16 protein-coding genes are annotated in these 22,020 nt (G+C 68.6%); 7 read left to right on the plus strand and 9 right to left on the minus strand.

The annotated features are described in order from the left end of the window. From ftsA to lpxC, 3 genes are all read left to right on the plus strand, one after another. A complete protein-coding gene (gene ftsA / locus EDC29_RS03545; RefSeq protein ID WP_123140013.1) occupies positions 1 to 1,236 on the plus strand; it encodes a cell division protein FtsA in 1,236 nt (411 codons plus the stop codon). A gap of 211 nt (positions 1,237 to 1,447) precedes the next feature. Continuing rightward, positions 1,448 to 2,614, plus strand: coding sequence for a cell division protein FtsZ (gene ftsZ, locus EDC29_RS03550; protein ID WP_123140012.1), 1,167 nt, complete (start codon positions 1,448 to 1,450; stop codon positions 2,612 to 2,614). A gap of 253 nt (positions 2,615 to 2,867) precedes the next feature. Further along, entirely contained in the window at positions 2,868 to 3,779 is a 912-nt protein-coding gene (gene lpxC, locus EDC29_RS03555; RefSeq protein ID WP_062277320.1) for a UDP-3-O-acyl-N-acetylglucosamine deacetylase, read from the plus strand. Between the two features lie 122 nt (positions 3,780 to 3,901). Here the strand turns inward: lpxC and EDC29_RS03560 are convergent, their stop codons facing one another. Continuing rightward, positions 3,902 to 4,363, minus strand: a complete 462-nt coding sequence (locus EDC29_RS03560) for a DciA family protein (protein ID WP_123140011.1) — start codon at positions 4,361 to 4,363, stop codon at positions 3,902 to 3,904. Between the two features lie 194 nt (positions 4,364 to 4,557). Between EDC29_RS03560 and EDC29_RS03565 the strand changes: the two genes are divergently transcribed. From EDC29_RS03565 to EDC29_RS03580, 4 genes are all read left to right on the plus strand, one after another. Further along, a complete protein-coding gene (locus tag EDC29_RS03565) occupies positions 4,558 to 5,466 on the plus strand; it encodes a M23 family metallopeptidase (RefSeq protein WP_123140010.1) in 909 nt (302 codons plus the stop codon). 156 nt (positions 5,467 to 5,622) lie between these two features. Beyond that, positions 5,623 to 8,445 carry a preprotein translocase subunit SecA gene (secA, locus tag EDC29_RS03570; protein ID WP_123140009.1) on the plus strand — a complete coding sequence of 941 codons (2,823 nt, stop codon included), beginning with the start codon at positions 5,623 to 5,625 and terminating at the stop codon, positions 8,443 to 8,445. Between the two features lie 4 nt (positions 8,446 to 8,449). After that, positions 8,450 to 9,664: a bifunctional glutamate N-acetyltransferase/amino-acid acetyltransferase ArgJ gene (argJ, locus tag EDC29_RS03575; protein WP_123140008.1), complete on the plus strand. Its 1,215-nt coding sequence runs from the start codon at positions 8,450 to 8,452 to the stop codon at positions 9,662 to 9,664. A gap of 25 nt (positions 9,665 to 9,689) precedes the next feature. Further along, positions 9,690 to 10,616 carry a Nudix family hydrolase gene (locus EDC29_RS03580; protein WP_123140007.1) on the plus strand — a complete coding sequence of 309 codons (927 nt, stop codon included), beginning with the start codon at positions 9,690 to 9,692 and terminating at the stop codon, positions 10,614 to 10,616. A 507-nt stretch (positions 10,617 to 11,123) separates the two neighbouring features. Here the strand turns inward: EDC29_RS03580 and EDC29_RS03585 are convergent. The 8 genes from EDC29_RS03585 to EDC29_RS03625 form a co-directional block, all read right to left on the minus strand. Beyond that, the gene (locus EDC29_RS03585; RefSeq protein WP_123140006.1) at positions 11,124 to 11,312 is read right to left on the minus strand and encodes a DNA gyrase inhibitor YacG; all 189 of its coding nucleotides are present in this window, start codon (positions 11,310 to 11,312) and stop codon (positions 11,124 to 11,126) included. 3 nt (positions 11,313 to 11,315) lie between these two features. Beyond that, positions 11,316 to 12,083, minus strand: a complete 768-nt coding sequence (gene zapD / locus EDC29_RS03590) for a cell division protein ZapD (protein ID WP_123142015.1) — start codon at positions 12,081 to 12,083, stop codon at positions 11,316 to 11,318. 375 nt (positions 12,084 to 12,458) lie between these two features. Next, complete coding sequence (locus tag EDC29_RS03600; RefSeq protein ID WP_123140004.1) at positions 12,459 to 14,435, minus strand: LOG family protein; 1,977 nt, start codon at positions 14,433 to 14,435, stop codon at positions 12,459 to 12,461. Between the two features lie 126 nt (positions 14,436 to 14,561). Then, positions 14,562 to 16,274: a GspE/PulE family protein gene (locus EDC29_RS03605; RefSeq protein WP_132228596.1), complete on the minus strand. Its 1,713-nt coding sequence runs from the start codon at positions 16,272 to 16,274 to the stop codon at positions 14,562 to 14,564. A 41-nt stretch (positions 16,275 to 16,315) separates the two neighbouring features. Continuing rightward, on the minus strand, positions 16,316 to 17,017 hold the full coding sequence (locus tag EDC29_RS03610; protein ID WP_165913429.1) for a type II secretion system protein: 702 nt from the start codon (positions 17,015 to 17,017) through the stop codon (positions 16,316 to 16,318). A 7-nt stretch (positions 17,018 to 17,024) separates the two neighbouring features. Next, a complete protein-coding gene (locus EDC29_RS03615; protein ID WP_123140001.1) occupies positions 17,025 to 18,221 on the minus strand; it encodes a type II secretion system protein in 1,197 nt (398 codons plus the stop codon). Further along, the gene (locus EDC29_RS03620; RefSeq protein ID WP_132228600.1) at positions 18,218 to 19,435 is read right to left on the minus strand and encodes a type II secretion system protein; all 1,218 of its coding nucleotides are present in this window, start codon (positions 19,433 to 19,435) and stop codon (positions 18,218 to 18,220) included. Before EDC29_RS03620 ends, EDC29_RS03615 begins: the two co-directional genes overlap by 4 nt. Beyond that, positions 19,432 to 22,008 (minus strand): PulJ/GspJ family protein, encoded by a 2,577-nt coding sequence (locus EDC29_RS03625; protein ID WP_132228602.1) that lies wholly within the window; start codon positions 22,006 to 22,008, stop codon positions 19,432 to 19,434. Before EDC29_RS03625 ends, EDC29_RS03620 begins: the two co-directional genes overlap by 4 nt. Between the last annotated feature and the right edge of the window lie 12 nt (positions 22,009 to 22,020).

Here is a 22,020-nt window from a genome sequence, read left to right on the forward strand (position 1 = left end):
ATGTCGCGACGTAACGACAAGAATCTTTTGGTGGGCCTGGACATCGGGACCTCCAAGGTCGCCGCCCTGATCGGCGAGCTCAAGGATGATGACCAGATCGAGATCATCGGTATCGGCGCCCATCCCTCGCGCGGACTCAAGCGCGGGGTGGTGGTCGATATCGAGTCGACGGTGCAGTCGATCCAGCGTGCGGTGGAGGAGGCCGAGCTGATGGCCGGCTGCGAGATCCACTCGGTGCACGCCGGGATCGCCGGCAGCCATGTGCGCAGCTTCAACTCCGACGGTGTCGCCAAGGTCAACGAGGGCGAGGTCACCCAGGCCGATGTCGATCAGGTGATCGACTCGGCGCGCGCGGTGGCGATCCCGGCCGATCAGAAGACCCTGCACATCCTGCCGCAGGAGTTCATCATCGACGAGCAGGGCGGGGTGCGCGAGCCGATCGGCATGTGCGGGGTGCGGCTCGAGGCCAAGGTGCATATCGTCACCGGCGCGGCGAGCGCGGCGCAGAATCTCACCCGATGCATCCGCCGCTGCGGACTCGATGTCGACGATCTGGTGCTCTCGCAGCTGAGCTCGAGCTACTCGGTGCTCGGCGAGGACGAGAAGGAGCTCGGCGTCTGTCTGGTCGACATCGGTGCCGGCACGACCGATATGGCGGTGTTCACCAATGGCGCCATCCGTCACACCTCGGTGATCCCGATCGCCGGCGACCAGGTCACCAACGACATCGCCGTGGCGCTGCGCACGCCCACCCAGTACGCCGAGCAGATCAAGGTCGAGCATGCCTGCGCGCTTGCCCAGCTCGCCACCGACAGCGAGGCGATCGAGGTGCCGAGCATCGGCGATCGGCCGCCGCGCCGGCTCTCGCGGCAGATGCTCGCCGAGGTCGCCGAGCCGCGTTACGAGGAGCTGCTGACCCTGCTGAAGAACGAGCTGCGGCGCAGCGGGCTGGAAGAGGTGGTCGCCGGCGGTGTGGTGCTCACCGGCGGCGGGGCCAAGATGGAGGGACTGGTCGAGCTGGCCGAGTCGGTGTTCGACATGCCGGTGCGTCTCGGTGTGCCGCAGCACGTCGTCGGCATGCCCGAGGTGGTCGACAACCCGGCCTATGCGACCGGGGTGGGGCTGCTGATGTATGCGCGCCAGCACCGCTTCGCCCGTGCCCCCGAGATGGCCGAGGGGCCGGGGTTGCAGGGGATGTGGTCGCGCATGCGCGGCTGGTTCCAGGGCACGTTCTAGAGGGACGATGCCGCCGCTTCGGTCGCTCCGGGGCGGTGGTGTCGGCAGGGCGGTGTCGCGAGCGGCACCGTAGTCGGGATGGACCGCGGCCTGCGGTCTCAGGGCCCGGTGTCCGGAGGACGCCGGGGATGTCGGGGGGCGGTGTCGCCTGGAGCGCGACACCGACGAGGTTTCAGGTTTTTGCGCACTGCAACAAGAGAGGAGATTTCACATGTTCGAACTGATGGACACCCATAGCCAGAACGCGGTCATCAAGGTCATCGGCGTCGGCGGTGGCGGCGGCAACGCGGTCAACCACATGGTCGCCTCGACCATCGAGGGGGTCGACTTCATCTGCGCCAACACCGACGCCCAGGCGCTGAAGAATTCCAACGTCAAGACCATCCTGCAGCTCGGCGCGGGCATCACCAAGGGGCTGGGTGCGGGCGCCGACCCCGAGGTCGGGCGCAACGCCGCGATGGAGGACCGTGATCGCATCCAGGACGCGCTCGAGGGCGCCGACATGGTCTTCATCACCGCCGGCATGGGCGGCGGTACCGGTACCGGCGCCGCGCCGGTGGTCGCCCAGGTGGCCAAGGAGCTGGGCATCCTCACCGTCGCCGTGGTCACCAAGCCCTTCCCCTTCGAGGGCGGCAAGCGCAGTCGCGTGGCCGAGGCGGGCATCGCCGAGCTGGCGACCAATGTCGATTCGCTGATCACCATCCCCAACGAGAAGCTGCTGGCGGTGCTCGGTAAGGAGATGAGCCTGCTCGATGCCTTCCGTGCAGCCAACGACGTGCTGTTCAACGCCACCCAGGGCATCGCCGAGCTGATCACCCGTCCGGGGCTGATCAACGTCGACTTCGCCGACGTCAAGACGGTGATGTCGGAGATGGGCGTGGCGATGATGGGCACCGGCGCGGCCCAGGGCGAGAACCGCGCCCGCGAGGCGGCCGAGGCGGCGATCCGCAGCCCGCTGCTGGAGGACATCGATCTCGCCGGCGCTCGCGGCATCCTGGTCAACATCACCGCCGGGATGAGCCTCACCATCGGCGAGTTCGACGAGGTCGGCAGCACGGTGCGCGAGTTCGCCGACGATGACGCCACCGTGGTGGTCGGGACCGTGGTCGACCCCGAGCTCGAGGACGAGCTGCGGGTGACCGTGGTCGCTACCGGACTCGGCGGCAATCGCGCCAAGGCCCGCCGCCCCGGGCTGCAGGAGCCGGCGATGCGTCTGGTCAGCGGTGACGGCGGTGAGGGTGCGCCCGACTATCGCGAGCTCGATCGCCGTCCGGCGGTTGCGCGCAAGGCGGGTGCCCAGGCGGCCTCGGAGTCGGTCGGGGAGAGCGACCTGGACTATCTCGACATCCCCGCGTTCCTGCGTCGTCAGGCCGACTGATCAGGGGTTTCCCTGTATCTGAAAGGCGTTTTAAAACAGGGGGGGTCGTGTCTTGTCGCGTGCGAAACTTGATAAATCTTCGGGAAAACCCTAAGCTATCCGAAACCGCACCCGTCGTGATGACGCGCGTGCACATGAATCGAGCACAGGACGAACGGCGCGGGATCGGTTGAACCGGTCCCGCGCGGTACTCGAACGGCAACCGGCAGGGATCGCCGTCGGCCGCCGTGGATAGCGAGGGGTAACCCGGGCGATGATCAAGCAACGCACCTTGAAGACCGTGATCCAGACCACCGGCGTGGGACTCCACACCGGTGAGAAGGTCGCGCTCACCCTGCGTCCGGCCGCCCCGGATACCGGTATCGTGTTCCGGCGGGTGGATCTCGACACCCCGGTCGAGATCCAGGCCACGCCCTTCAATGTCGGCGACACCCGGCTCTCCACCACCCTGGTGCGCGGCGACGTGCGGGTCTCCACCGTCGAGCATCTGCTCGCCGCCTTCGCCGGCTTCGGCATCGACAACGCCTATGTCGACCTCGGTGCCGCCGAGGTACCGATCATGGACGGCAGCGCCGCGCCCTTCGTCTTCCTCATCCAGTCGGCCGGTGTCGAGGAGCAGCCCAGGGCCAAGCGCTTCATCCGCATCAAGCGCCCGGTCGAGGTGCGTGACGGTGACAAGTTCGCCCGCTTCACGCCTTATCACGGCTTCCGGGTCGATTTCTCCATCGATTTCGATCATCCGGCCTTCCACGCCCGGGTCAATCGCGCCAGTATCGACCTCTCGACCCACTCCTTCGTGCGCGAGGTCAGCCGCGCCCGGACCTTCGGTTTCCTCAAGGAGATCGAGGCGCTGCGTCAGCAGAATCTCGCCCTCGGCGGCAGTCTCGACAACGCCGTGGTGGTCGACGAGTACCGGGTGCTCAACGAGGAAGGCCTGCGCTACGACGACGAGTTCGTGCGTCACAAGATGCTCGACGCCATCGGTGACCTGTACCTGCTCGGCCACTCGCTGGTCGGCGCCTTCTGCGGTCACAAGTCCGGACACGCACTCAACAACATGCTGGTCCGCGCCCTGGTTGCCGACACCGCCGCCTGGGAGGAGGTCAGCTTCGAGGACGGTGAGTGCGCTCCCATCGGTTATGGTCAGCCGGTGGCCGCGATCTGAGTCGCCGGGTCGGGGCGGGGCGACGATGATGACCGTGCCCCGCCCAAGCCAATCCACTGCAGCAACGACCGATCGATGCCGAGGCATCGATCGGTCGTTTGCGTGCGCCCGTGCCCCTGCGCTCAGTCGCTCGAGGTGTCGTCCTCGGCATGATGCTCGGCGAGCCGTCTGAGCGTGGCGGCGAGCTCGGGGTCGTCGAGGTGTTCGGCGGCGGTGCGCAGGTGTTCGACGGTTGCCGCTGAGAGTCGACGCGGAGTACCGACCTGGGCCTTGGGAGCGTGCTGGCGCTGAGGTTGCGGCGGCCGGGTCTGGATGCGCACCGCGGTGAGGTCGCGCGCGGCCAGCGCGGCGCCGAGATCGCGGGCGAGAAAGCGCGCGCGGGTGGCCCACGCCGGCGAGTCGAGTACCAGCACCAGGGTGGTGTCCTCGAGGTGGGCGTCGATGCAGTGACGCTGCAACCCACCGGGGACGCGTTGACGAGCGGCCTCGAGCAGCTCGAGCTCACGCTGTCGCCGGGCGAGCCGGTCGCGCACCATGGGGTTGTTCCAGAGCAGGTCGTGGATCGTCTTGGGCCGGTCGGGCATCACTGCGGGCTGTCGCTGTGTCGAGGATGAGGCGTGCACTGGTGCCCGATGATATCCATGAGGCGTAGGTATTCAATCATCGGGCGTTTCCGGTCGATCGCCAATGGGGCCGTCTCGGCAAAGCCATGATCAAATCACGTCGCCATAGTATAAACTCGCGCCCTCTGGCGTGAGCCCAACCGTAGAGAGAAGCGATGCATCATCTCGATCGAAGCAAGGCCCTGCGCGGCCAGGTGATCCTGCTGGCCCTCGGGGCCTGCGCCCTCGGTGGCGGCGGGATCGGATTCCTGACCGGTCAGTCCCTCACCCGCATCGAGCCGCCTGCTCCACCGCCCGCCTCCGCATCCACCCTCTCGATCCCCGCCAACCCCTCCACCGATGAAATCAACGCGCTCGCCGCCCGTCTCGGTGAGATGCAGGCCGAACTGCTGCGACTCAATGCGCTCGGCGCGCGGCTGGTGCAGATGTCCGGGCTCGACGCCGAGGAGTTCGACTTCGATCGACCGCCGCCGCAGGGTGGACCCGCCGAGGGACCGGTGCGCGACTACACCATCAAGGAGCTGGTCAGCGAACTCGGCAGCGTCGCCAGCCTCATCGATGATCGCCAGCGCAAGCTCGGGGTGATCGAGGGCGTGGTGATGGAGCAGGGGCTCAAGGCGCAGGCGTTGCCGACCAACTGGCCGGTCGCCTCCGGTTATATCACCTCCAACTTCGGCTATCGCATCCATCCGACACGCAAGGTGCGGTTGTTCCACAGCGGTGTCGACTTCGCCAGTCCGCGCGGCACCCCGATCGCTGCGGCTGCCGATGGCGTGGTCGAGTTCAGCGGCCGGCGCAATGGCTACGGTTGGGTGGTCGATATCCGTCACATGGACGGGCTGATCACCCGCTACGCCCATAACAGCAAGAACCTGGTCGAGGTCGGGCAGATGGTGCGCCGGGGCCAGAAGATCGCCACCGTCGGCTCGTCGGGCGTCGCCACCGGTCCGCACGTGCACTTCGAGGTGCTCAAGGACGGCGAGCCGGTCGACCCCATGGCCTATCTCGGCAAGACGCCCAAGCGCACCCTGGCCGACGCCGGTGCCGATCAGTCGGGCGGCTGAGCGTCGTCTGCAGCTTCACCGGGGCGTGTCACGCGTCCCTCGTCATGCCGTGCGCCCTGCGGGGGCCTCGTTCGCTCCGCCCCCGGCGGTCCCGCAAGGGTCAAGTAAATCCGGTACAATTTCCCGATTTTCCCAGGACAGGTTTCAGTCAATTCGATGGTCACTCAACTGCTCAAGAAGGTCTTCGGCAGCCGCAACGATCGCCTGGTCAAGTCGCTGCTGAAATCGGTCGCGAAGATCAATGCACTCGAACCCGAACTCGAGCGGTTGTCGGACGAGGCGCTCGCGGCCAAGACGCCCGAGTTTCGCCAGCGGCTGGCCGGCGGCGAAGCCCTCGAGGCGCTGCTCCCCGAGGCCTTCGCGGTGGTGCGCGAGGCCGGACGACGGGTGCTCGGCATGCGTCACTTCGACGTCCAGATGGTCGGCGCCATGGTGCTCAACGACGGCAAGATCGCCGAGATGCGCACCGGTGAGGGCAAGACCCTGGTCGCGACCCTCGCCGCCTATCTCAATGCGCTGCCCGGCAAGGGCGTGCACGTGGTGACCGTCAACGACTATCTGGCGCGTCGCGACGCGGCCTGGATGGGACGTCTCTATCACTTCCTCGGGCTCTCGGTCGGCGTCATCAACTCCTCCGGCGGCATGGGGCCGGACGCCGCCTCCTACCGCTTCGATCCCGACTACGTGCCCAGCGGGGACGCCGGCTACCGTCACCTGCGCCCGGTCACCCGGCGCGAGACCTATGCCGCCGACATCACCTACGGCACCAACAACGAATACGGCTTCGACTACCTGCGCGACAACATGGCCTTCTCGGCCGAGCAGCGGGTGCAGCGCGATCCCTTCTACGCCATCGTCGACGAGGTCGACTCGATCCTCATCGACGAGGCGCGCACGCCGCTGATCATCTCCGGTCCCTCGGACGGCAACACCGAGCTCTACAACCAGGTCAACGCGCTGATCCCGCGGCTGACCCGTCAGGAGCCGACCACCAACGAGGACGGTCAGCCCGATTTCGGTCCCGGTGATTACTCGGTCGACGAGAAGATGCGCCAGGTCTATCTCAGCGAGGAGGGCCACGAGCGCGTCGAGCAGATGCTGCTCGAGGCCGGACTGCTCGAGGCCGGCGCGAGCCTCTACGACCCCGGCAACATCGCGCTGATGCACCATGTCTACGCGGCGCTGCGTGCGCACGCCCTGTTCCAGAAGAACGTCGACTATATCGTGCGTGACGGTCAGGTGATCATCGTCGACGAGTTCACCGGCCGTACCATGCCGGGGCGGCGCTGGTCGGAGGGGCTGCATCAGGCGGTCGAGGCGAAGGAGGGCGTGGACATCCAGCCCGAAAACCAGACGATGGCCTCGATCACCTTCCAGAACCTGTTCCGGCTCTACCCCAAGCTCTCGGGCATGACCGGCACCGCCGACACCGAGGCCTACGAGTTCCAGCAGATCTATGGCCTCGAGGTGGTGGTGATCCCCACCAACCAGCCGATGATCCGCGACGACCGTGGCGACCTGGTCTATCTCACCCAGGACGAGAAGTATCAGGCGATCATCGAGGACGTGCGTGACTGCGTTGCGCGCGGTCAGCCGGTGCTGGTCGGCACCGCCTCGATCGAGACCTCCGAGCTGGTCGACCGGCTGCTCACCAAGGAGGGACTCGGCCACGAGGTGCTCAACGCCAAGCAGCACGAGCGCGAGGCCGGCATCATCGCCCAGGCCGGTCGCCCCGGCGCGGTGACCATCGCCACCAACATGGCCGGTCGAGGGACCGACATCGTCCTCGGCGGCAACCTCGAGGCCGAACTCGAGGCCGCCGGCCCCGATGCCGACGTCGAGGCGCTGCGCGCCGACTGGGAGCAGCGTCACGCGGCGGTGCGCGAGGCCGGCGGTCTGCACGTGATCGGCACCGAGCGTCACGAGTCGCGGCGCATCGACAACCAGCTGCGCGGCCGCTCCGGGCGTCAGGGCGATCCGGGCTCGACCCGCTTCTATCTCTCGCTCGAAGACAATCTGATGCGCATCTTCGCCTCCGAGCGGGTCGGCGCGCTGATGAAGCGTCTCGGCATGCAGAAGGGCGAGGCGATCGAGCACCCCTGGGTGACCCGCGCGATCGAGAACGCCCAGCGCAAGGTCGAGGGACGCAACTTCGACATCCGCAAGCAGCTGCTCGAGTACGACGACGTCGCCAACGATCAGCGCAAGGTGATCTATCGCCAGCGTCGCGAGCTGATGGACGTCAACGACGTCAGCGCGACCGTCGCCGCGATGCGCGCCGACGTCCTCACCGAGGTGATCAACGGCTACATCCCGCCGGAGAGCTTCGAGGAGCAGTGGGACCTGCCCGGTCTCGAGGAGGCCCTGGCCGAGCACTTCGGCGGTGATTGGCCGCTGCGCCGTTGGCTCGAGGAGGACGACTCGCTCCATGAGGAGACGCTGCGCGCGCGCATCGCCCAGACCCTGGAGACGCGCAACGGCGAGAAGGAGCAGCTCATCGGCGCCGACAACATGCGCCAGCTCGAGAAGGCGGTGATGCTGCAGACGCTCGACGCGCAGTGGAAGGACCACCTCGCCGCGATGGACTATCTGCGCCAGGGCATCCATCTGCGCGGCTATGCGCAGAAGAACCCCAAGCAGGAGTACAAGCGCGAGGCCTTCGAGATGTTCTCGGCGATGCTCGAGGCGATCAAGCAGGAGGTGATCGGCACCCTCGCCAAGCTGCAGATCCAGACCGCCGCCGACCTGCCCGAGCGCCAGTCCGCGCCGAGCGCCGACTTCGAGTTCAAGCACGAGACCTTCACCGGACTCGACACCGACCAGGCCGAGCCCAAGCCCGACGCCGACCCGGCGGCACGCGCCGCGCAACCCGAGGGCGATGCGCCCTATGTCCGCGACGGTCGCAAGATCGGGCGCAACGAGCCCTGTCCCTGTGGCTCGGGCAAGAAATACAAGCAGTGTCACGGCAAGGCGAACTGAGACCATGACCAGCACCGACACGATCGACTTCCTGCCGGTCTCCGGCATCCGTCTCGGCGCCTGTGCCGCCGGTATCCGCTACCAGGGGCGTGACGACCTGGTGGCGATGGAACTGGCCGAGGGGACGACCTGCGCCGCGGTGTTCACCCGCAACGCCTTCTGTGCCGCACCGGTGACCCTGGCGCGCCGCCATCTCGCGAGCGCCGCGCCGCGCTATCTGCTGATCAACGCCGGCAATGCCAACGCCGGCACCGGTCGACAGGGGCTGGAGGCGGCGCAGGCGAGCTGCAGCGCGCTGGCCGGCCTGGCCGGCTGCGCTTCGGAGCAGGTGCTGCCCTTCTCCACCGGGGTGATCGGCGAGCACCTGCCGGTCGAGCGCTTCAGCGCCGCGCTGCCGGGGCTGCTGCCGGTGCTCGCCGCCGACGCCTGGCCGGCGGCGGCACGCGCGATCATGACCACCGACACCTTCCCCAAGCTCGCCTCACGCCGCTTCCAGTGCGGCGGACAGACCGCGACCCTCACCGGGATGGCCAAGGGCTCGGGGATGATCTGCCCCGACATGGCGACCATGCTCGCCTTTATCGCCACCGACGCCGCCATCGCCCCCGAGGTGCTGCAGCAGGCGTTGCAGACGGCCAGTGATCGCTCCTTCAATGCCGTCAGCGTCGACGGCGACACCTCGACCAACGACGCCTGCGTGCTCGCCGCCACCGGCGCGCTCGGCAATGCGCCGGTCAGCGATCCGGCGAGCGCCGACGCGACGGCCCTGCAGGAGGCGCTGGAGTCGCTCTGCACCGAGCTGGCGCGGGCCATCGTCAAGGACGGCGAGGGCGCGACCAAACTGGTCACCATCGCCGTCGAGGGCGCGCGCGACTGGCACGAGGCGCGTCGGGTCGGCTATACCATCGCCCACTCGCCGCTGGTCAAGACCGCGCTCTTCGCCTCCGATCCCAACTGGGGCCGGATCCTCGCCGCGATCGGTCGCGCCGGGGTCGAGTCGCTCGACATCGACCGGGTGCAGGTGTGGCTCGGTGATGTGGCGATCGTGCGCGACGGCGGGCGTGCCGCCGACTACGAGGAGGCCGCCGGCGCTGCGGTGATGGCCGAGTCCGAGATCCTCATCCGTGTCGATCTCGGCCGCGGTGAGGCCGAGGCCCAGGTACTCACCTGCGATCTGTCCTACGACTATGTCCGCATCAACGCCGAATACCGCAGCTGATCGCGATCCCGCCGAGATCCATGTCATGGTCGGCGCCATCGCCGACCACGAGGGCCGGATCCTCATCGCCCGCCGTCCCGAGGGCGTGCACCAGGGCGGGCTGTGGGAGTTCCCCGGCGGCAAGCTCGAGACGGGCGAGTCGCCCATCGCCGGGCTCGCCCGTGAACTCGACGAGGAACTCGGTATCCGTGTCGAGCACAGCCGACCGCTGATCCGGGTGCGTCATCACTACGGCGACCGGCGGGTGCTGCTCGACGTCCACCGGGTCGAGCGCTATGCCGGCACGCCCGAGGGGCGCGAAGGCCAACCGCTCGACTGGGTACACCCCGAGACGATGGACCCCGACGACTTCCCCGCCGCCGACCGGCCGATCATCACCGCGCTGCGCCTGCCCCCGCTGATGCTGATCACCGGGGCCGATCCCGAGCACACCGGGCAGTTCCTGCGCCGGCTCGAGCGCGCCCTGGAGGACGGGGTGCGACTGGTGCAGCTGCGCGCGCATGCGCTCGGCGCCGCCGCCTATCGCGCGCTGGCCGAGCAGGCGTTCGAGCGCTGCGAGCGTCATGGTGCCAGGCTGCTCCTCAATCGCGCCCCGGAGGAGGTCGTCGGGGTGCCGCGTCACGGGCTGCACCTGGGCTCGAGCCTGCTCGCGCGGCTGGGCGCGCGTCCCGGCGCGCCCGGCGAGCTGGTCGGCGCCGCCTGTCACGATGCCGCCGAGCTCGATCGTATCGCCACCCTCGGGCTCGACTACGCGCTGCTCTCACCGGTCAAGACGACCGCCACCCACCCCGGCGCCGCGGCCCTCGGCTGGTCGCGTTTCGCCGCCATCGCCGCCACCGCCAATGTTCCGGTCTACGCCCTCGGCGGCATGACCCGCGACGACCTCGACACCGCCTGGGACCTCGGCGCCCAGGGCATCGCCGCCATCCGCGGGCTGTGGCCCGGCGACTAGCTTTCAGCGGCCAGCCGCCAGCCATCAGCTACCGGCCACCAGCTACTTGCCGCCAGCGTCGTAGGATGGGCAAAGCGCAGCGTGCCCATCGAGGCGCACGCAGGCACCGAGCACGCTGCGCTTTGCCCGGGACGGGTCGCTGTTGGCCGGGAATCGACCGTCATCCACGCCCAAAACCCCTTCGTGTCCTTGGTGTCTTCGCGGTTCGAGTCAGCTTCCAGCGACCAGCCGCCAGCGGGTTGAACCGCAAAGCCGCAAAGGGCGCGAAGAGAAGAAGGGCTTCCAGCTGCCAGCCTCCAGTGAGGAGGCTGGATCGTCTTGTGCGCCGCAGTTGACTGCAAACCTAGACTTCAGGCCGCTCGCTGAAGGTCGGTCAGTGTCTTTGCGTCCTTGGCGGCTTTGCGGTTCAATCCCGCTGGCCGCTGGCCGCTGGCCGCTGGCCGCTGGCCGCTGGCCGCTGGCCGCTGGCCGCTGGCCGCTGGCCGCTGGCCGCTGGCCTGGGCCGACTCAATGCTCCGGCGATGTCTGCTGGGGCGGGATCTCGGGGTCGGTCGGTTCGCTGATGCGGTGGTTCTCGTTGAACCACTCGCCGAGGTCGATGAGGCGGCAGCGCTCGCTGCAGAAGGGGCGCCAGGGCGAGTGCTCGCTCCATTCGACGGGGGCGGCGCAGTTGGGGCAGGGGACGGTGATGGACATGGATCAGAAAAGACAGCAGGTCAGTCGGAAGGGGATGTCGTCGCTGGTCTGGGCCGGGCGCTCTTCACTCTCGATGGTCATGAAGCGGATGCTGAAGCGGTTCTTGTGACCGCTGACCTCGGGGTAGAGTCCGCTGTTGGCATCGACGCCGATGCGCACCAGTTGTGGCGGCACCTGGGTCTCCAGCGCCTCCTGATAGAAGCCCGCCTCGGCCATGGCCTGACGCGGCGGGGCGCTGGCGCGTACCAGCGAGAGTGTCAGCGCGATCGCCTGGTGGGCCGGGCGCAGGTCCTCGAGCCAGTCGGCCAGACGCTGTTGACGCTGTTCGGGCGGTTGCAGCAGCCAGTGGTGGAGTTGCGGCAGATCGAAGCTGCAGCTGCCGCCGGGGATGCTGTTGCGCTGGGCGACGCCCTTGAGGAAGTCGTCCTCGCGGGCGATCTGGCCGATTGGACCATCGATGGCGAGGATGGCGTTACGCGAGCGCTCCAGGTCGCTGAGCACGCGCTCCAGGGCGCCGGGGTCGACGCCGGGCCGCGAGGCGATGCGGCGCAGGGTCTCGAGCGTGCGTTCGAGTTCCTTGAGCAGCTCGTTGCGCACATCGGCGCGGGCGGTGATGGCGACGATCTCGATCAGGCTCTCGAGCGCGGCGCGCGTCGCCCAATCCTCGGGCTGGGGCGCGAAGTGATCGAAGCGCTCGAACAGGTGTTCGAGCCGGAGGAAGGTCCGGGTGCGCTCGTTGAGCGGATGTTCGAAGGTCAGGACTGTCGGCACGGCGGATGTCTCGGGATCAATTCGACCCTTGGCTCTCGGTGGCTGGCGCGGTGCGCGGCCCCCGGCTGACATTGACCACCGACGCCCGGCGGGCGTCGGCCCCTCGCTCGATTGTGCGGCTTTTGTTCACAGAAGTCACGGGGGGATCGGGCTATGGCTGCCAGCCGCCAGCCGCCAGCCGCCAGCCGCCAGCTGCCAGTCACCAGCTACCAGCTACCAGCTACCAGCTACCAGCTACCAGCTACCAGCTACCAGCCACCAGTCACCAGTCACCAACTACCAGCGGGCGTGTGCATTCAGCCGCAGCGATGAGTGAAGGCCGACCTTTCCCTACTGGAGGCTGACCGCTGGTGGCTGATCGCTGATCCCCCTTTCTCAACCCAGCCGCAACGCCTGCTTGTAGAACCTGGGCACGGCGTCGGGGTCGCTGGTCATGAGGATGTCGTCGAGCAGCCAGTGCGGCATCCGGCCCTGGTCGGCCATGTGCGCGAGCTGGGTCTGCAGGCCCTCCCAGTAGAAGCCGTCGCCGCAGCCGTCGAAGAACACCAGGGGGCCGGATTCGATCACCCCGAGCTTCATGTCGGTGAGGGTCAGGCCGATCTCCTCGAGGGTGCCGACGCCGCCGGTGAGGAAGATGTGGAAGCTGGCGATCTCGAACCAGCGCTGGCGCGACTGTCGGCTGCGGCTCTGGAAGGTCTGGTAGAAGTCGGCGCTGTCGTTGGGCTTCTGATCGATGGTCTCGATGAAGCTCGAGCCGACCATCAGCCCCATCTCGTGGGCCACGTCGGTGACCTGCTGCATGGCCCCGGGGCCGCCGCCGGTGAGGATGCTGATGTCGTTGCCGAAGAGTCCGCGCAGGTTGGTGAGCAGGCGCTCGACCTGGGCGATGCCGTGGTCGTTGAGCGGTCTGGTCGAGCCGTAGATGGCGAACACCAGGGTGTCGTGGAAGCGCGAGACGTTCTCCGGTGCGGTGAAGTAGCCGCGCAGCCCGCGGAAGACGTGCTTGACCACGTGCCCCCGTGCGTCGTTGCACCAGAACACCTCGATCCCCAGTCCCTCGTAGTCGGCCAGCCGGCCATGATCGCGTGCCGAGAGAAAGTGTCCGTGCTCGAACGAGGCGCGGCGGAAGATGATCCGGCCGATGCGTTGCTGCAGCGCGGCGGCGCAGATCTCGGTGTGCTCGACCAGGTTGGGGAAGTAGCCCAGCAGCAGGGTGGCGCGCGCGCCGTCGGGGAGTTCGGAGAGCACCGAGGTGCCGCACTCGGGGCGGGTGTCGAGCCTCAGTCCCTCGGCCACCAGCCCGGCGGCGAGCTCGGTGCCGCGACGCGGATCCGGCGGGGTCTGCGGCTGGGTCCAGATGTGCTCGGGCTCGTCGCCGACGCGCAGTCGCGCGGGGGCGTGGCTGATCGCCATCATCCGGTGGGAGTAGTGGTCGCGGTTGGCGCCGCTCTCGAGCCGGTCGAACACCGCCTTGAGGGTCTCGAACTCCGGGTCGGGCTGGTTGCCCGGCTCGCCCTGACGCTCGGGGCCGCCGTGCCAGTAGCGACGACGGGGTTCGAGTGCGATCGCCTCGTGGACGGTGGCGGCGACGCTGGGGTTGATGATGAGCTGGTCGGAGCGGTTGATGAACTCGAGATAGATGTTGGTGCCCCGGGTGGTGATCGGATCGAGCACCGTGGCCTGCAGGTGCAGCCCCAGCGCCTCGTCGAGGTTGCGCAGCACCACGTAGTGACGATGGAGGAACATCGAGCAGGCGGTGACCAGCCCGTCGCGCGGGGGCAGCTCGATGTGCTCGACCGGCTCGCGGATCTGCAACCGGTTGAGCAGGTCCTTGCCGTCGGCATGGGTGGCGATGGCGGTGACCTGCTCGATACCGAGCGGCTGGGCGAAATGGAAGATCTGGCGCTGCGGGCGCAGGATCAGATAGCCGTTGCTGTCGATCGAGAAGCCGGAGGGTACCTGGATGGCGTTGTCGCGGATCAGTCGGTGGATCTCGGTCGAGTCGAGTCGGGTGTCCTCGGGACAGAACACCAGTCGCCCGACGCGCAGTCCGGGGACGACGATGCGCTCGAGATGCTCGCCGATGCCGTAGGAGGCGATGGCGGCGACGATCTGCAGGCGCAGGTCGCAATAGGTGTGGTCGAAGGTCGGGGCCGGCGCGGCGGGGACGATGTTGATCCCCAGTCGCGCCAGTCGGCTGCGCGCGGCGAACAGCAGCTCGGACTCACGCCCGGCGACGCGGGAGCGGAACTCGGGGCCGAGTGCGAAACGGGCCTCGACCAGGAATCCCTCGTCGGTGCGCTCGACGACCTTGGTGATCCAGCCGTCGCTGGTCTGTGGAGTGGCGTACATGGCAGCATCCTGAAACGATGGTGTCAGGGAAGGCGACCCGATCGATGGTACGCCTCCATCCCCGCTCGCGCGACCAGTGGGTGTTGGCCTGGGCGTGACGATTGCGTGACCGTTCTGTGGCGTGGCTCAGGCCGCGGGCTGCTCCAGTGTCTCCATGAACTGGGGGCCGAACAGTCGGCGCAGCTCCTCGCGACTGGTCTGACCGGTGCGCAGTCGCTGCAGCGCGACCTCGCGCATCGCCACATAGCGTCCGGGTCGCTCCAGCATCTCCACGCCGCCGCGCGGTGCGCCCTCGCCGATCCAGTGCGCCAGGGTCTCGTCGATCAGCAGGAGTTCATAGACCAGCACCCGGCCGTGATAGCCGGTGTGGCGGCACCGTGGGCAGCCGACGCCGCGATACAGCGGCTCGCCGCGCTCGGCCAGGTCGCGGGCGAGGTCGTCGCCGAGGTCGGGCTGGCGACAGTGCTCGCAGAGCCGTCGGGCGAGACGTTGGTTGACCACGCCGATCAGTGCCTCGGCGATGGTCGCGGCGGGGATCTTGAGGGTGCGCAGCCGGTTGACCACCGCAAACACGCCGTTGACGTGCAGGGTGGAGAGCACCAGGTGGCCGGTCTCGGCCGCGCGCATCGCCGCCTCGGCCGTCTCGCCGTCGCGGATCTCGCCGACCAGCATGATGTCGGGGTCGTGGCGCAGGAAATGGGTGATGGCCTGGTCGAAGCCGTAGCCGGCGCGGCGGTTGACCTGGGTCTGGGTGGCGAAGGGCAGGGAGTACTCGATCGGGTCCTCGACGGTGATGATGTTCTTGCCCGTGAGCCCCTGGGCGCGCAGTCCGGCATAGAGGGTGGTGGTCTTGCCCGAGCCGGTGGGACCGGTCATCAGGATGATGCCGTGGGGTTGTTCGAAGAGCGCCTGGAGCAGCGGCAGGTGCGCGGGCAGGAAGCCGAGTTCGTCGAGCCCGCTGATATAGGCCCCGGTGGGCAGCAGACGCAGCACCACGTTCTCGCCGTGCGGGGTGACCACGGTGGAGACGCGGACGTCGTAGGTGTCGTCATTGACGGTGGTGGTGAAGCGACCGTCCTGCGGCAGCAGGCTGTCGGCGATGTCCATGCCGGCACGCACCTTGATCGCGGCGGTTAGCCGCGCCAGCACCGGCTCCATGCAGTAGACCGGCAGCAGTACCCCGTCGATGCGGAAGGAGAGATGGATCGAGCGCGACTCGGGCTGGATGTGGATGTCGGTGGCGCGTTCGGCCACGGCATAGTGGAGGATGCGCGCGAGCAGGGTGTCGGTCGAGAGGGTGTTCTGCTGGTCGAGCCGGAGCTTCTCGTACTCCTGCACGAAGGCGCGCTCGAGGGCGCTCGACTCGTCCCCGCCGAGCTGTGCGATCAGCTTGGGGACGGCGGAGAACTCGGTCTGCAGCAGCCGGACCCGCATCCCGGTGCGCCGGTCGATCAACGCCATCAGTCGCTGCGGGTCGGCGTTGCCCATCGCTACCCGCAGCTCGCCGTCGACCACGTCGATGGGACACATCCCGTGGTTGATGCAGAGCTCGCGACGGAACAGCTCGCGGACCTCCTCGTGTGGTGGCGGCAACTGCTCGAAGGGGCAGTAGGGCAGGTCGTACTGCACCGCCAGACAGCGCGCCACCTCCTGCTCGGTGACCAGTCCGAGCCGGATCAGCAGGGCGCCGAGCGGCTCACCGCTGACGCGCTGTTTCTGCAACGCATAGACGATCTGCGAGCGGTTGACCGCGCCGCTGGCGAGGAGCTGCTCGCCGAGCAGCGGACGCTTGTGCTGGATGGGGCCTGGCGGGGTGCTGGGGGTGATATCGGCGGGCATGATGCGGGCTCGGCTCTCGTACGGTTCGGGTTCGGGGCGGGTCAGTTGCAGTCCATCGAGACATGGACGGTGAGGGTCGCGATCTGCGCCTCGTCGACCGTGTTGTTGTCTAGACTCCAGCTCCGACTGCTGGTGATGTCGTCACGATCGGCGTATTGCTCTTCGCGTACGCAGCCGAAGCGAGCATCGACCAGTCCATCCTTCTGGGCGTCGATCATCCGTGCCAGGTCGGGGGTGACCCGTGTCAGGATCATCACGTTGTGCGTGTCCTTGCGATAACTGCCGATCGCGCCGTCGGGGACGGCCCAGTCGAGGGCCTGGAAGCAGACCTCCATGTCCTGCGGGTTGCCGTTGCTGTCCTGATAGCCGTAGTGGGTCTCGAACCCGACTCCCCGCCCCGAGGGCAGGCTGACGCCGGCGGCGAGCATGGCGTTGACCAGGTCATTGTCGCAGACCGCGTTCTCTTCCTTTCTCTCGCCCTTGCCCTCGTTGACCAGCCCGGTGGGGCTGGCCGGGTTGTCGAGCAGCACGTGGCCCTGGCCGACGGTGTAGCTGCCGTAGGCGTTGTGCCAGCCGCCGATGAAGATGAAGTCGTTGATCAGCTTGACATAGGTCGACTGGCGCATCAGATCGCCGCCGACCTTGGCCATGCTGATCAGCATGCCGATCACGATCAGCGCGATCGACAGTTCGAGCAGGGTGAAGCCGGCGGCGCGGCGTGGCGGGGTGGTTGGTCGGTTCATCGCGGGGTCACGGGTGCTGGTCATCGAAGACGCCCAGTGCGTCCTGGGCGCGGACATTGTTCCTGACGGAGTCGTAGAGCGGGTCGAGCTGGTTGTCGATGAGGTCGTCGAGCTCGTCGAGCCGGCCCTTGACCTCGTCCTCGATCTCGACCTTCTCGACCAGCGCCAGGGCGGCGAACACCGCCCCGCCGGCGGCGGCGGCGACGCCGCTGGTGGCCACCACGACGGCGCCCGACTTGGCGCCGTAGCTGTTCATGGTGGCGGCGATGGCCACGGTCAGCGAGGCGCTGGCGCTGGCGATCCCGGAGGCGGCGGCGGCGACGTCGGAGGCGCCGCCGAGGACGTCGGCGCTGGCCATCTCCTTGACCACCTTGAGCTGCTCGCGATAGTCGCGTGCGGCCTGGCGGAAGATCGCCAGCGTGGTCTCGACGTTGGGGTGAGCGTGTCCACTCGCCGCGATCACCCCGGTGCAGCCCATGCGCTCGCGCAGCTCGTTGAAATAGCGCACGTGTACCCGGTCGTCGTTGCTCGCCGAGATCGGGCTGGTGGGGTGCTCGAAGGCGGTGCGGGTGGCGGTGTTGGGCGAGTTGCGCCCGTCGAACAGCGAGCCGTCGGCGTCGCGATCGGCGGTCCCGGGGTCGACCAGCAGATAGGCGACGTGCTCCTGCGCCGTACTCGAGGCGATGTGCACATGGTCGGTCGAGAAGGTCTGGTCCTGTGCGGTGCCGAGCGCCTGACAGAGATCGAGGCTGTTGGCCACGCCGAGCGCGCGCGGCGCGCCGGTCGGCGGCAGGCCCGCGGCGAGATAGGGGTGGAGGCGGTCGCGCCGGACGGTCAGCGCGGTATCGAGGCGCGGGTCGGCGCTGTCCGGGCGGACATAGACGGCATAGAGGAAGTCGTAGTCGCTGGCATTGCGCAGCGGCGCGCCGAGCCCGAGATCGACATAGGGCAGCAGGCCGATGACGGTGTCCTCGTCCTCGTGACCGTCGCCGTCGGCGTCCGCCCAGGGCAGACGGGCATGAACGAAGGCGAAGCCCTCGAGCGCGGCATGGGTGCTGACGACGCGTGGCGCGACCTCGGACTCGCGCACCGCCTCGCGGGTTGCCGGCAGCAGCTTGACCGCGAGCATCGCCACCGCGCCGAGCGCGAGCATCGCCACCGACAGCTCGATCAGGCTCAGGCCCTTTTGTTGATAAGCGTTCATTGGTACCAGCCGCGTCGTTCCAGGGTCATGGTGTTGTTGACCCGTGTGTTGCGATCGTCGATCACCTCCAGCAGGTTGTCGCGCGCGTTGCGCGCCTGCTCCAGCGCGGTCGCCTTCTCCTCCTTCTTCTCCTCGATGTCCTGCGCGCCGGTGGTGATCGAGTAGGCGGCCATGCCCATCGCATAGGCACTCAACGCGATCGCGCCGCCCTTGGCCGCGGCGCCGGTGGCCGTGGCCAAGGCATCACCGGTGCCGATGAGGTTGCCGACGACGTCGAACACCGCGCTGCCGATGGCATGTTCCTGTGCCGTCTCGGCGTGGTCGAGGTTGTCGTGACGGATCTCGTAACCGAGGCGGCGGAAGTCCTCGAACCATTGCTGGGCGCGGGCGAGGTCGTCGGCGGCATAGGCGTCGCGCGCCGAGGCGTTGACCCGTGCGATCAGGCGGGGACAGTCGAGCAGCGCGGCCAGCGTGGTGAAGCCGAGCGCCTCGACGCGGTCGTCGTAGACCGACGGGGCGTCGCGTTCGCGCCGTCCGGGCGAGGCGAATGGCGTGGCCCGGTTGTCGCTGTCGACCACCCCGTCGGCGCCGGGGTCGACCAGCACCACCGCCATCCGCACCCGGGTGTCGGGCCGGTCGAGGGCGCGCACCGCGAGCATCTCCGCCGGCGTCTCGCGGGCGCCCTCGACCAGCGCCACGCAGAGATCGAGACCGTTGATCCCCGGCGTCGGCGGGCTGTAGGTCGGTGGCGCGCTGCCCGAGGGCTGGGTGATCCCGCTTTCGTTGGTGCTCGGGTTCCACGGGCCGGGGGCGGTCCAGCCGGCGGCGGCGGGGAGTTGCGGGTGGAAGTGTTCGGTCGGCTCGGTGAGCAGGCCGGCGACGGCGTAGCGCAACGCGAAGCCCTGGGGGTTGCGCGGCGGTTCGGTCAGCCCGAGGGTGCGATAGGGCACGAACCCGCTCGCCACCTCGCCGCCACAGGCGGCTGCGGCCTCGCCGCTGGCCGCGCTCGTCGCCGGACAGGGCAGTCGGTCGTGACTGACGAGATGGCCGATCAGCGCCTCACGCACCCGCTCGAGATCGCCCCCCGGGCGCTCGGCGCGATTGAGTTCGCCGAGCGCCTCGAGCAGTGGCGGCATGGCCATGAAGGTCAGTCCGCCGACCAGCAGTGCCACCGACATCTCGACCAGGGTGAAGCCGCGCTGCTTGGTGTTCATCGTCCCGTCCCCAGTTCGTCGGCGGTGCCCAGGATCTCGAGTCCGGCCTCTTGCTCGAAGCGATCGGGCAGCGGGCTGGGGGCCTCGACGTCGTCGAACTCGTCGGGCAGGTCCGGGTTGGGGTCGGCGCCGATCGCGCCCGGGTCCGGCTCGACCCGGGCGATGCACTGGCCGCTGTCCGGGTCGTACTGCTTGCCCTGCTCGCCGCAGCGATAGCCCTCGATCTCCTGCTCCAGGTTGGTGACCTCGTCGGTCAGGCGATCGACCTCGATCTGTGCCTGGCTCAGCTCGATCTGGGCATTGCCGAGCGCGAGATAGCGGTCGTAGAGGGTCTGGATGTGTTGCGCGAGGTCACAGGGCTGGGCGTCGTCGCACATGCCGCCGTCGCCGAAGCCGTCGGTCTTCGGCGGTTCGAGCGCGAGACCGGCGCTCTTGAGTGCGTTGAGCGCGCTGATCCAGGTCTGCTGGGTGGTGCTGGCGTTGGGCCGGAGCGCGGCGGCGTCCTTGACCTTCTGACAGTCGCCGCAGGCGCCCTTGAGGTTGGTGAGCGCGGTGCCGATGGCGGTGTAGTCGGTGCTCTCGGGCGCGGCGTTGATCTGGTTGCGCAGGGTGTCGCAGTCGGTGCTCGAGGCGCCGCTGCAGATACCGCTGTCGGCGAGCACCGTCTGGATCGCCGTGTTCAGCGCGGCGCGGGCGGTGAAGTGGGGCTGACGCGCGGCGTACTCGGCGATCAGCGCGGCGTCATAGGTCTTGAATTTGTCGGCCTCCTGCTCGAGCCAGGTCTTCTGGGCATCGGCCTGGGCGAGCGTCTCGGTCTGCTGGGCGCGGGCGTCGGCCCTGGCGTCGCGTCCGGCGGCAAGCGTCGAGCAGAAGCTGTCGCGGGCGTCGCTGTCGAGCGTCGCGCCATTGGCCTTGCCGGTGTCGCACGGCTCCTGGCTGATGTCGATCATGCGCTGGGCGCTGATCTCGGCCTCCAGCGCCGTGACATGGCCGTTGAGCGCGATGATCATGCCCGGCTCGCCGGGGTCCTCCTCCAGGCTGATGCCGCAGGCGGCGCGGGCGTCCTCCAGCGTGGCGCCGCCCTCGATCTGTTGCTGCATGCAGGCCTCGACGGCGGGGTCGGCGCCGAGGTCGGGGTCGAGGTCGCCGAGGCGTTCGAGCCAAGGCGCCATCTGCTCGGGGATGCGCGCGTTCATGGCGTCGAGCTTGGGCTGGATCGCGGCGGTGGCCGCGTCCCACTCGGTCTTTCTGGTTTCCACCTTGGTCTGCGCGGCATCGCGGGGGATCAGCGCCGCGGCGAGGTCGGCGCGCGCCTGGACGAGGTCGTCACCGAGCTCGGCGATCTTGTCGCTGAAGTCGGGCGCAGGGGCCTCCGGCGGGTTGAAGTCGGCATCGCAGCCGGCCTTGATCTTGTCGTAGATGAGCCCGTACTGGACGGTGTAGACGCCCGCCGCAGCGGTGGTGACCGAGGACAGACCCAGCGCGACCGAGGCCAGGCCGGTCCCGGTCGAGGCGAGCACCAGGGCGGCGGTGTGGATCGGCAGGGTGACGCAACCGGGCAGCACGAAGGGTGGGATGCAGGTCGCCGCCGAGCGGGCGATCTGCACGCCGGACTCGGTGACCTGCTCGGTGGCCGCGCCGATCCCGGTCCCGGTGGAGTAGATGTCGACGGCGCTGCGCGCGGTGCCGACACCGGCGAGGATGGTGCCGAGGAAGGCCGATTCGACGTTCGAGTTGGTGAAGTCGCAGACCTCCTGCTGGACGGCGAGCGCGTCGGCCATCAGGTTGAGGCTGCGGCGCACGATGTCGCAGGTGAGCACCCCCTCGACCTCGGCGAAGCCGCGTACCAGGGTCGAGTCGTCGTAGCGGTTGCGGGTGAGCGGGGTACCGGGGGCGTGGAACACCGGGCGGTCGAGAGCCTGGTTGAGCCCGTCGTAGAGCCCCAGGGTGTCGCTGCCCTGGCCGTCGGCGTTGAGCCGGCCGGGGACGGCGAGCGCATAGGCGACGTTGTGTTGCGCCCCGTCGCTTGCCTCGGTGTGCAGCAGCGCGGTGTCGAGCGCCTTGCCGGCGGCGGTGTCGAGCGCCATGCAGTAGTCGAGCAGATTGATGTGCCCGGCGCCGTCGGTGAAAGGGTACTCGGTGCCGTCGCTGTTGCGCGGGTGGAAGAAGTGATCGTGACGGGTGAGGTCGATGCCGGCGCTGTCGCGATAGACGCCGTAGAGCAGCGGCACCTCGCCGGCGGAGTAGGTGCCGGCGGCCATTCCCAGGGTGCGGTAGGGCAGATAGCCCTTGTCGACGGCGCAGTCCTCGTGGCCGTCGCCGTCGCCGTCGGGACAGGGCAGGCGGCGTTCGCGCACCATGAACTGCAGCAATTGACGATCGGCGAGTTCGAGCAGCGCCTGCCCCTTGACCTCGGCGTTGCGGTCGCGGGTCTGCTGGGTGAGATACATCACCCCCCAGATGGCGCTGGCGGTGAAGGTCAGGATCAGCAGCATCTCGATCAGCCCGAAGCCGCGCTCGGGTGGTCGCGGTCGGGGAGGTTGGGGGCTGGGGTGCGAGTGTGCTGGGATCATGGTGCGGCCTGG

Source organism: Marichromatium gracile (assembly GCF_004343155.1).
Taxonomy (GTDB): Bacteria; Pseudomonadota; Gammaproteobacteria; order Chromatiales; family Chromatiaceae; genus Marichromatium; species Marichromatium gracile.